Below are 14,038 nucleotides of genomic sequence, written 5' to 3' on the forward strand. Positions count from 1 at the left end.
CCGACCGTCCGGTGTCCGACGCGACGGCTAGGGTGCCGAGTCGGCCCGGGAGGGAGTCGCCTCGGCAGTGACGTTCCGGGGATGCTCGTCCCCGCGCGGGTCGATCACGACCTTGAGCACGTCGCCGGGCTCGAGGCTGTCGGTCTCCGTGGCGGAGAGCACCTGCGCGCCGCCGGTCCCGCTGCGCACGATGCGATAGGCGAGGACCGGATCGCGCGCCCAGCCCGCACTCATCGTGGCGCCCACGACGGCGGCCGTCGACAGGGCGCGTTCGGCGGATGCGATCTCGGCATCGACCAGGGCGATCTCGCGCTCGGCCGTGAGGCGCTGCCGGGCATTGCCCTGGTCCAGGGCCTCGCGGGCCATCCTCTGGCGCTGCTCCGCCTGCAGGATCCCGACCTCGTAGTCGCGCCGGCGGCCCTCCATGTCGATGAAGTCGCGGCGGACGTCGGCGACGCGCTCGCTCTCGACCACCTGCCGGGAGAACAGCGCCTCCATGGTGCGCAGCCGGTCGCCGCGGGCCGCGATCTGCGCCCCATAAGTCTCCAGGCGCTTGCGCAGGAGGTCGACCTCGGTGCCGGAGGCGTCTGCCGCGGCCTTGCGCGATCCCTCGTCGCTCGTCTGCAGGCTCGCCTCCAGGCGCAACACCTTCGTCTCGGCGCCCAGGAGGGCCGCCGCCTCTTCAGGTCCCGCCAGGGTTCGAAGCCGCTCCTGCACCTCCGCGCCCGCCCGTCCCGCGGTCAGGGCGGCCTTGCGCGCCAGCGCGCGCTTCAGCCGCGTGCGGGCGACGTCCTCCCGCTCCCGCTCGCGCAGGGTCTCCACCACCCCCGAGAGGGTGGCGGGATCCCGGTCCCGCCCACCCGCGAGGGCCACCGCCTGCAGCACGATCATGCCGCCCGTATACGGGTAGGCGCCCGGCGCGCGGACGGACCCCACGACGAAGACGGGCGCACGCTGCACGAGACCGACCGTGACGCCGCCGTGCCGGCCGAAGGCGGTCTCGAAGACGCCCATCAGGTCGGTCCTGAGCGTCTCCAGGGGCTTCCCGGCCGCCGGCACGAAGCCGAAGAACGGCAGCGCGAGGGCGCCGCCCTGTTCGATGGAGTATTCGCCCGAGAGGTCCACCCGCTGGTAGAACGTCTGGATCACCGCGGCGGCACCCGCGGACTGGCCCTTGTCGCCGGGTGCCGGATTGGGGATCTCCATGGTCTCGTAGAAGGTGATCTTGAGCCGGTCCCCGGAGCGGAGAACCGGCCCGCCCTCGGCCAGGGCCCCTTGGCCGGACAGAAGGGTGAGCACCGCGAAGGCGACGGCTCGGCATCTCAACATGACCTCGACTCCTTGTGTTCGTGGGATTGCGTCCGCGGGATTCGGCCCGGCGGTCGGGGGGTCGTCGGGGTGTCGCTCACTGCACCCTCCGGGCGTCGAGCCCGGCCTTCGCCGTGGATTGAACCTGCGCCTGCTGGGCCTGCGCCTGCCGCGCGATGGTCGCCGGTGCGAGCGCGCTCCGACGCAGGGCGTCGAGACCGAGGCGCTGCTCCCCGCCATTGCCGAGACGCTCGGCCAGACGCAGCTGGACCGGGAGCAGGTCGGTCGGGAGCCGGTCCCGGCGCAGGAGATCGCCCAGGGCCGCCAGGGCCGCCGTGTCGCCGGAGATCAGGCTGACGAGCGCCACCCACTCGGTCCGTCCCGGAGCGGTCAGGGTCTCCGGATCGACGGATTCGAGGACGCGGCGGGCCAGAACCGGGTTGCCCTCGTGCAGCGCCAGCCGCGCGGCGAACAGGGGTTGGCGCTGCAGGGCCGCCCAGGACAGGCGGGGCCTCAGCGGCGCGATCGCATCCAGGCCGTAGCGCAGGGCCAGGGCTTCCACGATCGCGATCTGTGCCTCGTACCAGCTGGGTTCGGCGAGGATCCGCGAGGCCTTGCGCCAGAGCGCCGGGACGTCGCCCACCGCGTAGGCGGCTGCCACGTAGCCGGCCACCGCGTCGGACGAGGGCTGTGGACCGTCCTGCGCCCAGTCTTCCAGGAGCGAGGTGGCGATGCGCCGGTTCCCGTCCTCGGCGACCACCCGCGCCAGGTAGAAGCGCGTCTCTGGGCTCAGGGCGATCACCTGCGCGCCGAGGGCGACGGCGGCAGCCGGGTCTCCCCGCGCCGCCATCCGGCGCACCACGTGCACGCCGAGCCAGGGCTTGTCGCGCCAATCGGCGACCCAGTGGCCGGCGCGCTCAGCGGCCTCCTCTCGCAGGCCTTCGGCAAGAAGGAGGTCGAACAGGACGATCCGACCGATCTCCTGCGTGCCCGGCATCAGGGCATCGGCCCGGCGCAGGGCGGCCAACGCCGCCGCGCGCTCCCCGGCCCAGGACAGGAGGATGCCGAGGCGCTCGACGTCCACGGGCCGCAGCAGCGTCTCGTCGTCGATGCTCTTCAGGAATTCCCGCTCCTCGTCGAGGCGCTCCTGGGCCCGGTACAGGTCGAGGAGCGCCCACAGGCGCGGCCGGGTCGGGGCCAGGGCCACCAAGGTCACCAGGGTACGGGTGGCGGCCGGACGGTCGTCGGAGGCCCGGTAGAGATTGGCGAGCCATTCCAGGACCTGCACGTCCCCGGGCCGTTCCACCAGGTACCGCTCGAGGAGATCTTCCGCGAGCCCCCGGTTGCCGGTGGACTCGAGGGCGCGTGCGGCGGCCGCCAGGAAGGCGGGATCCCGCCGTCCAAGGGCGAGGAGCCGCGCCAACTCGCTCGCGGCCTCGCTGGTTCGCCCATCCCGCGCCAGCATCGCGAGTTGCTCCTCGGAGCCGGGCGAGAGGGCGTAGGCGGTCGCGGCGGCGGCGAAGGCCCAGATCCCGAGGAAGCGCCAGCCGATCCTCATGGCCGCCCCGCCGCCCCCATCCAACCGGGTCCGCGAGGAAGACAGATCGACGATGTGCCGTAACTGGCCGACATGAATCGTTGTCCGCGCTCAAGCTCCGATGCACGGCATGAGAACAAGTAAAAAAACGAAAAACAAGAATCCAAAACTAAGAATTTTACGCTGCCTCATACCGCGAATGCGCCTGAAACTCGCAGATCTAATCCCTTTTTATGAGGAAACGGACTCTTTTGCGCCTAGGATATACTCGACTGCGGGAGAGAATTTCCGGTCGACGGAGTCAGGGAACCTTGGGCGCTGACGATCGGGCACGGGACCGCCCGTTCCCGTGCCTTCCACCGGGCTGCCTCTTGGGCTCGCCCGGCAGGGCCTGCGTGCCGCGATGTCGGAGCTCTACAAGATATCCCCGGATAATTCGAAGGTGGCCTCGCGCGATCGACTCCGCAGGAGATCGCCATTTTGCTATTTCGGAAGTCGAAAAACTACTGACTCCTTATCAAAGATTAATACCCGGCCAATCTTCAAGTAATCGCTTGTAATCGGCGCAAACCCATTGTAGCTAATCAAATCGTCGCGGCACACATCTCGGATCTCACGAGTGGCGCCGGAGTCGGTGCATGCCGAAGATCGTATGGGAGGGCTGACTATGTCACTCGTCGCAATCGAATCGGACATTTCAGTTGCGAGGGCTGATCAATCTACGGTCGTCATCATCGACCCCCGGGTCCTCTTTCGAGAGAGCTTGATCTCCCAGATCCAGAAAAGTGCCGACGCGCCCCAGGTCCTGGGCTTCTGCAGCGTCGGACTTTGGCAGAAGGCCGCCAAGGAGCGGTCCCCGGCCTCGGTCATCGTGATCGCCGCAACCCATCGCAGCATCGCGCAGATGGAGAGCGAGCTGGATACCCTCGCCAGCGTCAGTCCCGGCGTTCCGATCGTCCTCCTGTCGGAACTCGAGGATTACCACCAGGTCACCGAGGCGATGCGGCGGGGGCTCAGTGGTTTCATCCCGATGACGAGTTCGGTGAAGGTGGCCCAGAGCGCCATCGCACTGGTGCTGGCCGGCGGCTGCTTCGTCCCGTCCGGGATCGTCTGCACGCCCCCCACTCCACCGGCCGCGGAGGCCCGCGGACGCGGATCGGTCCGGCTGACGGAGCGCGAGGCGGCCGTGCTCGGCGTCCTGCAGATCGGCAAGCCGAACAAGGTGATCGCCTATGAACTCAACATGTGCACCAACACGGTGAAAGTGCATGTCCGCAACATCATGAAGAAGCTCCAGGCCAAGAACCGGACCGAGCTCGCCTATCTGGTGAACACCAAGGGCGTGGTGTCCTGGGCCCCCCATCTCGGCGGCGCCTGGTTCCACGCGCGGCCCTCCGCCGATCAGGCGAAGGCCGCGCAGACGCTGGCGGTCTCGCACAACGCCTGACACGGGGCCTCGCCCCCAATCCGAAGTCCGATCCGAGCCGCGCCCGGCCATCCGGGCGCGCGCTCTCGGCTGGACCAAAATCGCCGCCGGACGAATAGCACGGACGGATGACTGAACTGGTCTTGCGATAATCCAAGATCGCTAGTTCCGGCGATATTTCTTCCCAGCCGAATTCCTGCTCTTTTCAAGATGTTTACGGACCTTGCGGCGCACCGACGATCGACTTCGTTGGCCTGCTGCGAATGCCTGTGGGGGGCCATGCTGTGACGGCTGCGGCGGCGGGTGAGCAGGGCGCTTCGGATCAGGACCGGTCCAGCCCGTTGCTGGGATGGCGGCGCTACGTCCCGGAAGCGATCGGGCTCGTCCTGCTCCTCGTCCTGATCGACCACCTGGTCTTCGACGGCAGCCGCTACGCCTGGATGACTCCCCGGCCGTTCTGGATCCCGGTGATCCTGATCTCGGCGCAGTACGGCCTCGCGGGCGGCGTCTTCGCCACCCTAATGGCGACCCTGGCCCTGTACAGCTCCGCACTGCCCTCGCAGCTCGCCACCCAGGACTACTACGCCTACTCGCGTCAGGTCGTCGCCGAGCCGACGGCCTGGCTGGCCTGCGCCCTGGTCCTCGGCGGGTTGCGCAGCCTCCACATCTTCCACGCGGCCGAGTTGCGCCAGCAGCGGGACGACGCCCTCGACGAGGCCGACAGCCTCGGCCGCGGCCTTTCCGCCGCCATGGCAGAGATCGGTCGCCTCGAACTCCGATTCGCCGCCGAGACCCGCACCCTCGGCAGCGTGAGCAAGGCCTTCGCCTGCCTGGAGGCCGAGGACGGCCTCCGCCTGGCGACGAGCCTCGCGGAGCTGGGCCGCAGGCTCGTGGGAGCCTCCCGGCTCACGGTCTACGCGGCCACGCCCCGGGGCCTCGTTCCCCTGGCCACGGTCGGGGAGGGCGGTCCGCGCGACCGGGTCAGCGCACCGGCCATCGAGGGCACCCTGGCCGAAGCCGTGGCACAGGCGCCGGACCGGCTCTGGCGCCGGGATCGCGCGGCGGATGCCCGCAGACTGCCGGCCGGCGCGGTCCTGGCCGTCGCGCTTCCGACCCACGGCGCCCCTGGCCCGCGCGGCCTGCTCCTGGTCGAGGGCCTGCTGCCCAACCAGACCCTCGCCGAAGCCGCGCCGCGCGCGCTGGACATGGCGCTGGCCATGGGCAGCCTGGTGGCCGGGGCGGAGCGGTGATGATCGACCTCCCCGATCCGCTCGCCGCCGTGCGGCCCCGGACTGCCTGGGACGGGACCCTGCGCGTGCCCCGCTCACCGACCGCGATCGCCCTCGCCACGGCGCTCGGGGAGATCGCCCTCGCCGCGGCGCTGCTGCATGCCCTGGTCGGCCCCGTCGTCGTGATCGCCGGGCATGTCGGCCTGTGCTTGATCCTCGGCCTGCGCACCCTGCAGGACGCACGGGCGCCGGAGGAGGCGGCGCGCTTGGCCCACCTCACCCTCTGGACCTTCATCGGCGGGCCCTTCGGCACCCTCCTGGCGATCGGCCTCGCCCTCCTCGATCGCGGTGCGGCCCACCAGCGCCCGGCCGAGGCTTTCGGAACCTGGCTCGAGACGGAGGGCCATCTCGACCTGAGAACGGAGTGCGGCCGACTCAGCAGCGACCTGCGCGACGGGCGCCTCCGGGTCGGCAAGGCCAGCACGGTGGTCCCCCTGGCGGACATCCTCGCGGGCGGCGCGAAGGACGCCAAGTTCGAGGCGCTGGCGGTCGTGGGGCGGCGCTTCGATCCCTGCCTCACCCACGTCATCCGGGCCGCGCTGCAGGATTCCGACGCCTCCGTGCGCGTGCTGGCCTCGACGGTCCTCGCCAAGCTCCAGACCCGCTTCACGCAGGATCTCTTCGCCCTGGAGGTGGCCGCCGCCCAGGCCCCGGGCACGGCCGCCCCCTGGCTCGCCCTCGCGGAGGCGCGCCGCGCCTATGCCGCGTCGGGCCTGACCGAGGCCCTGCAGGCCCGCACGGAGGTGGCGGCCGCCCGCGTCGCCGCGAGCCAGGCCCTGGCCGCCGAACCGGACAACGCGGCCGCCCGGGCGCTCCTGGCCGCCATCGAGGCCGAGGGCGGCGCTTCGACCCCGTCTCTTCTGCAGGAGGCCCTGTCGTGAGCGTCCAGACCGCCGACGGCCCCTCGGACGTGTGCCTGCTCGTGGAGGGCGGTTACCCCTACCTCCTCGGCGGCGTCTCCTCCTGGACCGACAGCTTCATCCGCAGCTTTCCAGGCAAGCGCTTCAGCCTCGTGGCCTTCACGACCTCCGGCCAGGAACGGACCCGGAAGTTCGACCTTCCGGCGAATGTCGAGCGCCTCGTCGATGTGCCCATCGATGCGTGCCCGCCGGGACGCCTGCCGCTCCTGCGCGGGCGGGAGGCGATCGCGCCGCTGATCCGGGACCTGCAGGCCGTCCTCACCGACGGGGGCGCGCCGGCCTGGGGCCGGTGCGTCCGGGCGCTCGACCGCTGTGACCTCCGGCAGCGCGCCCTGCTCGATTCGCGCCCGGCCTGGACCGCGCTCGAGCGGATCTACGAGGCGATGCTCCCCGGGGCGCCCCTCGTCGATTTCTTCTGGACTTGGCGCTTCCTGGCCCGCAGCCTCATCGCGATCGCCACCGCGCCGATCCCGCCGGCCCGCGTCTACCATGCCATCTCGACCGGCTATCCGGGCCTGTTCGGGGCCCGGGCCAAGGCCCTGACGGGGCGGCCCTTCGTAGTGACCGAGCACGGCATCTACACCAACGAACGGCGGATCGAGCTCTCCGTCGCCGACTGGATCTACGAGTCCGGTGCGGGCGGGTTCGACGTCACCGGCACGGATCCCGAGCTGCGCCGGGTCTGGCTGAACGCCTTCAACGCCATGGCGCGGATCAGCTACGATGCCGCCGACCTGATCACGACCCAGTTCCGAACCAACCAGCTCTACCAGATCGAGGACGGGGCGCCCGAGGCGAAGCTGCGCATGATCCCGAACGGGATCCGCCTCGACCAGTACGCCGACATCCCGCCCGATCCGCGGCCACGCCGCCCCACCGTCCTCCTGGTCGGCCGCGTCGTCCCGATCAAGGACATCCGCACCTTCATCGCGGCGGCCGGCCTGCTGCGCCGGCAGGTGCCCGACGTCGACGCGCTCATCATCGGGCCCGAGGACGAGGATCCCGCCTACGCGGCCGAGTGCCGGACCCTGGTGCGCCAGCTCGGCCTGCAGAACACCGTCCGGTTCCTCGGCCGCGTCCGGGACGTGAAGACCTATTTCGGGCAGACCGACGTCATCGCCCTTACCAGCATCAGCGAAGCCCAGCCCCTGGCGATCCTGGAGGCGGGCGCCGCCGGCGTCCCCGCGGTGACGACCGATGTCGGGTCCTGCCGCGAGATCCTCGAAGGACCGGACGGCCCTGGCTCCGACACCGCAGGCGGATTCGTCGTGCGCGCCTGCGACCCGCAGGCGACGGCCGATGCCCTCGCGCGCCTCCTGCTGGACCGAGACCTCCGCACGCGCATGGGCCGGGCGCTGCGTGCGCGCATCCGTACGGTGTTCGATCAGGACCGGGTCGTCGGGCTCTACGAGGCGCTCTACGCGTCGGTCGACCCGCCACCGATCGGCCTGCTTCCGGTCGATCCGCCCCCCCTCGACCCGCCAGCCCGCCGCAGCTCCGAATCCCCGCTGGAGGACGGGCCGGCGGAGGAGATCGGGAGGATTCCATGGCCGGCCTAGGCTTCGCCCTGGAGCGCATGACGCGGGGGCGCTCCCTGACCAGCACCGCCGGCGCCTACGTCTACGCGGCCCTCCTGGTGGCGGGTCCGTGGATCTTCACGGTCCTGGCGATCGGCGGCATCGATCTCGCAGCCTGTCCCAGCGGCGACTGCCCCGGATTGGCGATCTTCCGCTCGGTCATCATCTACAACGCCCTGATCTCGGCGATTCTCACCGGCCCGATCGCCTTCGTCTGCACGCGCTTCGTCTCGGACCAGGTCTGGCTCAAGCGCGACACGAGCGTGACCTATGCCTTCGTGGTCGCACAGGGCCTCTTCGCCGCCGCGGCCCTCGTGATCGCCGGCCCGCTCTACCTGGTCGCCGCGGACCTGCCCGGTCCGGATACGGTGGCCGGTCTGCAGAACCTGCTGCTGATGGGCGCAGCCTGGCTCCTGATCCCCTTCATGGGCGCGATCCGGAGTCACGTCATCGTCGCCGTGGCCTTCGGTGCCGGCGCGGCCGTCATGGTCGCGCTCATCGCGATCGCCCCGAGCAGCGAACCGCTCCGGCTGCTCACGGCCTTCAACATCGGGCTGACCATCATCGACCTCGTCCTGGCGCGGCGCCTGCTGCAGGATTACGGGATGGCCCTCGTGCCCGATGCCGCGCTGGCGCGGACCCTGCGGACGCACTGGGATCTGCCGCTGATCGGGCTCACCTGCGCCCTCGGCCTCTGGGTCGACAAGCTGATCATGTGGGTCGCCGCGCCCGTCGGCGTGACCACGGTGGGCGGCGCCTTCCGGACCATGCCGAACTACGACACGCCGATGTTCTGGGCGCAGCTCGCGTCGATCCCCATCCTGGCGGTGTTCTTCGTCCACGTGGAGACCAACTTCTTCCGCCTGAGCCGCGCCTTCTACGGCAGCCTCGCCCACGGGGTCAGCCGTCGCGACCTCGCGCGGATGCAGGCCCGCCTGTCCCGCTTCGTCATGGCCAAGCTGTTCGGGCTGTTCATCGCCCTCGCGGCCGTCGCCCTCATCGCCATCCTGGTCTCCTACGTGGCGATCGAACCCCTCGGGCTGCGGGCGAGCCAGATGGGCATCCTGCGGGCGGCCCTGGTCGGGATGGTGTTCCAGACCAGCGCCTCCTTCTGCTTCATCTTCCTGCTCTACTTCGACCTGCGCCGCCACGCCCTCGCGGTCTCGGCGACGTATTGCGTCCTCAACGGAACGCTGACCGCCGCCCTCCTGCCCCTCGGGTTCCCGTTCTTCGGGTACGGCAACCTGTTCGCCTCGGCCCTCACGTTCCTCCTCGCGGTGACACTGCTCGCGCACGAGCTGCCCTGGCTGCATTTCCATGCCTTCGTCACCAACAACACGTCCCTGCGGTCGGCCGAGACACGGGTCCGGCCGGTTCGCCGCTACTTCCGGTTCAGAAGGTCGAGCGATGCGTGATCCCGCCGATGGACGCCCGAGCACGCCGCGCAGAGCTACCCCGCGCCCCGGTATCCTGGGCCGGCGTACCCTGCGCCGCAGCGTCCTGCGGCTGCTCGCCGGCCTCGGAGCCGCGGGCCTGCTCCTCGACCGGCCGGCCCGCGCGCGCGACCGGTTGCGCCACCCCCACCTGGCCTGGACGCTGTTCTACGGCGAAGACCTCGAGCCGGCCGCGTTCGAGGGCTTCGACCTCGTCGTGCTCGATCCGGGCTTCAAGAGCCCCCTGACGCCGATTCGAGACCTCGGAACCGAGGTGCTGGGCTATCTCAGCCTCGGCGAGATCAAGCGCACGAGTCCCTTGTTCGCGCGGCTCGACGACCCGGATCTCGTCATCGGGGAGAACCCGAACTGGCCCGACACCGTGCTGTGCGACGTGCGCCGGCCCGCCTGGCGCGACCTGATCCTCGACGTCGCGGTTCCGGCCCTGCTGGAGCGCGGGTTCTCGGGGCTGTTCTTCGACACCCTCGATACCCCGCCCCACCTGGAGCAGACCGACCCCGAGCGCTATGCCGGCATGCGCCTGGCCGCCATCGACCTCGTCCGGACCATCCGCCGGCGACATCCCGACCGGACGCTTCTGATGAACCGCGGCTACGCCCTGCTGCCCGAGCTGATCGGTCAGGTCGACGGAGTCGTCGCCGAGAGCCTGCTGACGACCTACGACGGCCCGGCGAACGGCTATCGCTGGACGGAGCCCAGTGAGCTCGACCCGCACCGACAGGCCCTGCGTCCCCTCGCGGAGGCGGAGCCGCCGGTGCCGATCCTCAGCCTGGACTACTGGGACGCCGAAGACAGCGCCACCATCCGCGAAATCTACGCCCGCGAACGCGCGCTTGGGCACCGCCCCTACGTCGCGCAGATCCTGCTCGATCGGGTCCTGCGTGAGCCGCGTGCCAGTGCTGAGCGCTGAGGACTCTCCGGCCCAGGCCAGGAACCCTACTGAAATCTTCCTAATACCTTTGTATCGATTGCGAATATCCTGGCCGTGCGCTGAATTACTCGTACCTGTGCTTCGGGAAAGCCGTTGGGGAGCATGAGATGGACGAAACAGCATGGCAGGGAAAGCGGGTCGCGGTGACCGGCGCCGGCGGATTCATCGGCAGCCACCTCGTGGACGCCCTGGTCCGGTCGGGCGCCGAGGTCACGGCGATCGTGCGCTACAATTCCGGCGCCCGGGTCGGCAACCTCGACTTCCTCGACCCTGAAGTTCGGGCTGCGACGACGGTGGCCTTCGGCAACATCGAGGACAGCGACTTCATCTACCAGACCCTCGAGGGCATGGACGTCGTGCTGCATCTCGGCGCCCTGATCGCGATCCCCTATTCCTACGAGGCGCCGCGCAGCTACGTCCGCGCCAACATCGAGGGCACGCTGAACGTGCTCCAGGCCGGGCGTCGCAGCGCCGTCGGGCGGATCGTCCATACGAGCACCTCGGAGGTCTACGGGACGGCCCTGCGCGCACCGATCGACGAGACCCACCCGCTCCAGGGGCAGTCGCCCTATTCCGCCTCCAAGATCGCTGCCGACAAGCTCGCCGAGAGCTATGGCCGCTCGTTCGAGCTGCCGGTGGTGACGCTGCGGCCGTTCAACACCTACGGGCCGCGCCAGAGCGCCCGCGCCTTCATTCCGACCATCATCTCGCAGGCCTTCGCCCGGGACGAGATCCGCCTCGGCTCCCTGACGCCGGAGCGCGACATGACCTACGTCTCCGACACGGTGGCGGGCTTCCTCGCGGCTGGCTCGCAGCCGGGCATCGAGGGGATGACGATCAATCTCGGCACCGGCGAGACCTACTCGGTCGGCTGGTTCGCCCACCGCATCCTCGAATTGATGGGGGTCGACAAGCCGATCGTCAGCGAGGCGCAGCGGATGCGGCCGGAGCAGAGCGAAGTGCTCAAGCTGATCTCCGACAACAGCCTGGCACGACGTGCCATGGGGTGGAGCCCCCGGATGTCGATCGATGACGGGCTCTGCCGGATGATCGATTTCGTCCGCTCGAATCCCGGCTTCTACGCCACCGACCGCTACGTCACCTGATCGGGACGCCCGTTCCTGGCACCCCGTTTCTCGAAACCTCCCTGACCGGCGCCGGACGCAGCTGGGCCGAGATCCGAGCCACCTTCGGATGCGGCCGAGCTGCGTTCGGCAGAGTCGTTTCGGCAGGCTCGTTTCGAAGACTTCGCGGCGCCGTAACGGGTGCCGGAACCGGCCGTGCGGTCCGCGATCAGCGGAGCAGCCACGTTCCGATGCAGCACAGGGCGGCCGAGTACACAGGATGGTCCTCCTCGTCCGTCACCAGTACGGTGAAGGCTTGGCAATGCCCGTCCGCCCAACCTTCGTGGATCGCGATCTCGGGTAGAATGCGCTTGGCATGAAGGGCGGCTTCGCGCGGACCCGGGAATTCGGTGCCGACATCGTCGCGCTCGGTACGTCCGTCGTAGATATCGAAGAAGTACCGAGGCATGGGTCTCTCCGCATAGGCCCCGAGGAGCCGCGAGAGCTCGTGAATGCGGGAAGGCCTCGAAAGAGCGCGATCACCGGGCGAAAGTCTCACGCCGTCCGCAGGTGAGCGGCATTGATCTATCGCAATGCCGGCGAAAGACATCGGATCATGCTCGGCAAGCTGTCGAGGACGACAGCCGCCACCGCTGGTGCCTGGGCCTCTCCAAACAGGTGCCGGCGGTGGCGTCATGCCTCCCGACCTCCGCGGCATCGCGGGCGGTCGGCCTACGCCACGCGCGGTGCGTTCAGGTCGGGCGCGAGGTACAGGTAGGCCGGGTCGAACATGGCGAAGGTCTTGAGCGCTTCGACATCGGGGATGGCCACCTGCTTGCCTTCGAGGATGATCAGCCTCCGGCGCTTCAGGCTCCCGAGCGTCCTGTTCACATGAACGGGCGATAATCCGAGTGCATCGCTCAGGTCGACCTGCGTGAGGGGAAGCTCGTACCGGTTCGCGGTCGCCAGCCCGACGGATTGGAAGCGCACCAGAAATTCGCAGAAGACATGCGCGAGCCGCCTTTCGGCCGGGCGATGTCCCACGACGAGCAGCCACTCGCGCAGGATCGCCTCATCGACCAGCGCGGCGCACCGAAGGATGCGATCCAGCGATGGATAGCCGGCCGTGAGGCGGCCCAGAATGTCATGCGGGACGCGCACCACCTCGCACAGGGTGAGCGTGACGATGGAATGGTCGAGCGCTCCGATGACCGGCACGTTGAGGTCGCAGACATCCCCCGGAATGAGGAAGGCGAGGATGACCCGGCTCCCGTCCGGGAGAAATTTGCAGCGGCAGGCCAGTCCGCTGCGAATGATGTGGAGGTGATCCGGAACGTCGCCCTCCGAGAGGAGGTCCATGCGGGGACCGACGAACCGGCCGTGAACGTTGGCCTGTTCGAGAGCGCCTCGATCCGCATCCGAAAGACTGAAACGGGGCTCGAACTTGCGGAGAAAAGACTTGAACACATGCCCCTCTGAAGTCACTACCGAGGACCAACATTTGATATTTAATCATATCGATTAAAATAAATATATAGTCAAAAGGTATGACCCCTTCCGATCGAAGATCGGATCAAATAAATCGCTTTTGAGAGATTGTCCTGGGCCTGATGCTCGAGATCACCATTGTCCAGACGAGGATGCTTGCGGATTTATAGAGCGCCCGAAGTGTTGCCAGAAGCCCTGAACTTCGAACGCGCACCGGGGCCCAGACGCATCGCGGGAGCTGAGATGGCGCGCTGACGCACACCCGGGCGGCGTCTTCGCCTTTCCCGGGCCTTTTCGAGCCCTTCCGGACGCTGGGAGGGTGGGACCGGAATCTGTGACAGCGTGGCGCGATGGAGGCGCGCACGGCGAGGGCGGAGCCGGGCAGGGCCTGTCGAAGGCGTGGGAGCCTCCGTCTCCACGCGCGGCGCCTGTCAGGCCAGGGCCGTCGTATCGCGCAGGGCGCGCTCCGCGGCGAGGAAAGCCTCGACCGCGGCGGGCATCGGCGGCGCCTCCACCGCGATGCCGATCGCGCCGAGCATTGTCCGCATCGGCACGTAGCTGCGCCGCCGGCGGTCGTAGAGTCCGGCCTGAACCAGGGCGATGGCCGCGACCGTACCGGTCTCCCGGATCACCAGGCGGTGCTCGATGACGAAGCGGGTCTCGTCCCAATGCGCCAGCCGGGTTTCCAGGTCGAAGGCCTGGAACGGCCGGAGTTCGCGGCGGAAGCGGATCTGGCCGGCACTGATCACCGGAGTCCAGCGCTGGCGCAGCACCGCGCGCCACAGTCCGGAGCCGAGCATGAGGTCGGTTCGGCCGAGATCCATCAAGGTCCAGTAGCGTCCGTTGTTCAGGTGCATCGACGTGTCGAGGTCGTGGGGCCAGACCCGAAAGCGGAGGCGCGAGACCCCGAAGGGCAGGGCGAGCGCCGGTCGCCGCCACGCCGTCGCAATGAGCCAGAGGAGGCGCAGCCAGAGATTCATGGGGGTCCCGGATCGAAGCCTCGGTCGGAGCCGTGGATCGGGGGCCTCGGCGCCGTCCGGCTTG

The 14,038-nt window shown here is 69.3% G+C and carries 12 protein-coding genes; 7 read left to right on the plus strand and 5 right to left on the minus strand.

Annotated elements, in window-relative coordinates; all coding sequences use genetic code 11:
• Positions 1–27: 27 nt before the first annotated feature.
• Entirely contained in the window at positions 28–1,329 is a 1,302-nt protein-coding gene (locus AC1MGR_RS12525) for an SLBB domain-containing protein (protein ID WP_108039464.1), read from the minus strand.
• A 76-nt stretch (positions 1,330–1,405) separates the two neighbouring features.
• Positions 1,406–2,866 (minus strand): tetratricopeptide repeat protein, encoded by a 1,461-nt coding sequence (locus AC1MGR_RS12530; RefSeq protein ID WP_480231793.1) that lies wholly within the window; start codon positions 2,864–2,866, stop codon positions 1,406–1,408.
• A 742-nt stretch (positions 2,867–3,608) separates the two neighbouring features.
• Between AC1MGR_RS12530 and AC1MGR_RS12535 the strand changes: the two genes are divergently transcribed.
• From AC1MGR_RS12535 to AC1MGR_RS12565, 7 genes are all read left to right on the plus strand, one after another.
• A complete protein-coding gene (locus AC1MGR_RS12535; RefSeq protein ID WP_181259748.1) occupies positions 3,609–4,292 on the plus strand; it encodes a response regulator transcription factor in 684 nt (227 codons plus the stop codon).
• A 320-nt stretch (positions 4,293–4,612) separates the two neighbouring features.
• Positions 4,613–5,521, plus strand: coding sequence for a hypothetical protein (locus tag AC1MGR_RS12540; RefSeq protein ID WP_108039458.1), 909 nt, complete (start codon positions 4,613–4,615; stop codon positions 5,519–5,521).
• Positions 5,521–6,441: a hypothetical protein gene (locus AC1MGR_RS12545; protein ID WP_480231794.1), complete on the plus strand. Its 921-nt coding sequence runs from the start codon at positions 5,521–5,523 to the stop codon at positions 6,439–6,441. Before AC1MGR_RS12540 ends, AC1MGR_RS12545 begins: the two co-directional genes overlap by 1 nt.
• A complete protein-coding gene (pelF, locus tag AC1MGR_RS12550; protein WP_480231795.1) occupies positions 6,438–8,039 on the plus strand; it encodes a GT4 family glycosyltransferase PelF in 1,602 nt (533 codons plus the stop codon). The genes AC1MGR_RS12545 and pelF overlap by 4 nt, the downstream gene beginning before the upstream one ends.
• Positions 8,027–9,472 carry an exopolysaccharide Pel transporter PelG gene (gene pelG / locus AC1MGR_RS12555; RefSeq protein WP_108039452.1) on the plus strand — a complete coding sequence of 482 codons (1,446 nt, stop codon included), beginning with the start codon at positions 8,027–8,029 and terminating at the stop codon, positions 9,470–9,472. The genes pelF and pelG overlap by 13 nt, the downstream gene beginning before the upstream one ends.
• Entirely contained in the window at positions 9,465–10,421 is a 957-nt protein-coding gene (locus AC1MGR_RS12560; RefSeq protein WP_480231796.1) for a glycoside hydrolase family 191 protein, read from the plus strand. Before pelG ends, AC1MGR_RS12560 begins: the two co-directional genes overlap by 8 nt.
• A gap of 128 nt (positions 10,422–10,549) precedes the next feature.
• Positions 10,550–11,548, plus strand: coding sequence for a GDP-mannose 4,6-dehydratase (locus AC1MGR_RS12565; protein WP_480231797.1), 999 nt, complete (start codon positions 10,550–10,552; stop codon positions 11,546–11,548).
• Between the two features lie 187 nt (positions 11,549–11,735).
• Here AC1MGR_RS12565 and AC1MGR_RS12570 read toward each other — a convergent pair whose 3' ends face one another.
• The 3 genes from AC1MGR_RS12570 to AC1MGR_RS12580 all read right to left on the minus strand — a co-directional run bounded on the left by AC1MGR_RS12570 (position 11,736) and on the right by AC1MGR_RS12580 (position 13,974).
• Positions 11,736–11,975, minus strand: a complete 240-nt coding sequence (locus AC1MGR_RS12570) for a DUF6894 family protein (RefSeq protein WP_108039447.1) — start codon at positions 11,973–11,975, stop codon at positions 11,736–11,738.
• Positions 11,976–12,238: 263 nt separating this feature from the next.
• Positions 12,239–12,865 carry a Crp/Fnr family transcriptional regulator gene (locus AC1MGR_RS12575; protein ID WP_110522173.1) on the minus strand — a complete coding sequence of 209 codons (627 nt, stop codon included), beginning with the start codon at positions 12,863–12,865 and terminating at the stop codon, positions 12,239–12,241.
• A 560-nt stretch (positions 12,866–13,425) separates the two neighbouring features.
• On the minus strand, positions 13,426–13,974 hold the full coding sequence (locus tag AC1MGR_RS12580) for an acyl-CoA thioesterase (RefSeq protein WP_480231798.1): 549 nt from the start codon (positions 13,972–13,974) through the stop codon (positions 13,426–13,428).
• Positions 13,975–14,038: the final 64 nt, after the last annotated feature.

The organism is Methylobacterium sp. BI1 (assembly GCF_056680125.1).

Excerpts from the sequence above, each read along its gene's own strand:
- pelG (WP_108039452.1), top strand. The coding sequence starts at position 8,027 with ATGGCCGGCCTAGGCTTCGCCCTGGAGCGCATGACGCGGGGGCGCTCC.
- AC1MGR_RS12575 (WP_110522173.1), bottom strand. The coding sequence starts at position 12,865 with ATGGACCTCCTCTCGGAGGGCGACGTTCCGGATCACCTCCACATCATT.
- AC1MGR_RS12565 (WP_480231797.1), top strand. The coding sequence starts at position 10,550 with ATGGACGAAACAGCATGGCAGGGAAAGCGGGTCGCGGTGACCGGCGCC.
- AC1MGR_RS12530 (WP_480231793.1), bottom strand. The coding sequence starts at position 2,866 with ATGAGGATCGGCTGGCGCTTCCTCGGGATCTGGGCCTTCGCCGCCGCC.
- AC1MGR_RS12525 (WP_108039464.1), bottom strand. The coding sequence starts at position 1,329 with ATGTTGAGATGCCGAGCCGTCGCCTTCGCGGTGCTCACCCTTCTGTCC.
- AC1MGR_RS12580 (WP_480231798.1), bottom strand. The coding sequence starts at position 13,974 with ATGAATCTCTGGCTGCGCCTCCTCTGGCTCATTGCGACGGCGTGGCGG.
- AC1MGR_RS12570 (WP_108039447.1), bottom strand. The coding sequence starts at position 11,975 with ATGCCTCGGTACTTCTTCGATATCTACGACGGACGTACCGAGCGCGAC.
- AC1MGR_RS12560 (WP_480231796.1), top strand. The coding sequence starts at position 9,465 with ATGCGTGATCCCGCCGATGGACGCCCGAGCACGCCGCGCAGAGCTACC.
- AC1MGR_RS12545 (WP_480231794.1), top strand. The coding sequence starts at position 5,521 with ATGATCGACCTCCCCGATCCGCTCGCCGCCGTGCGGCCCCGGACTGCC.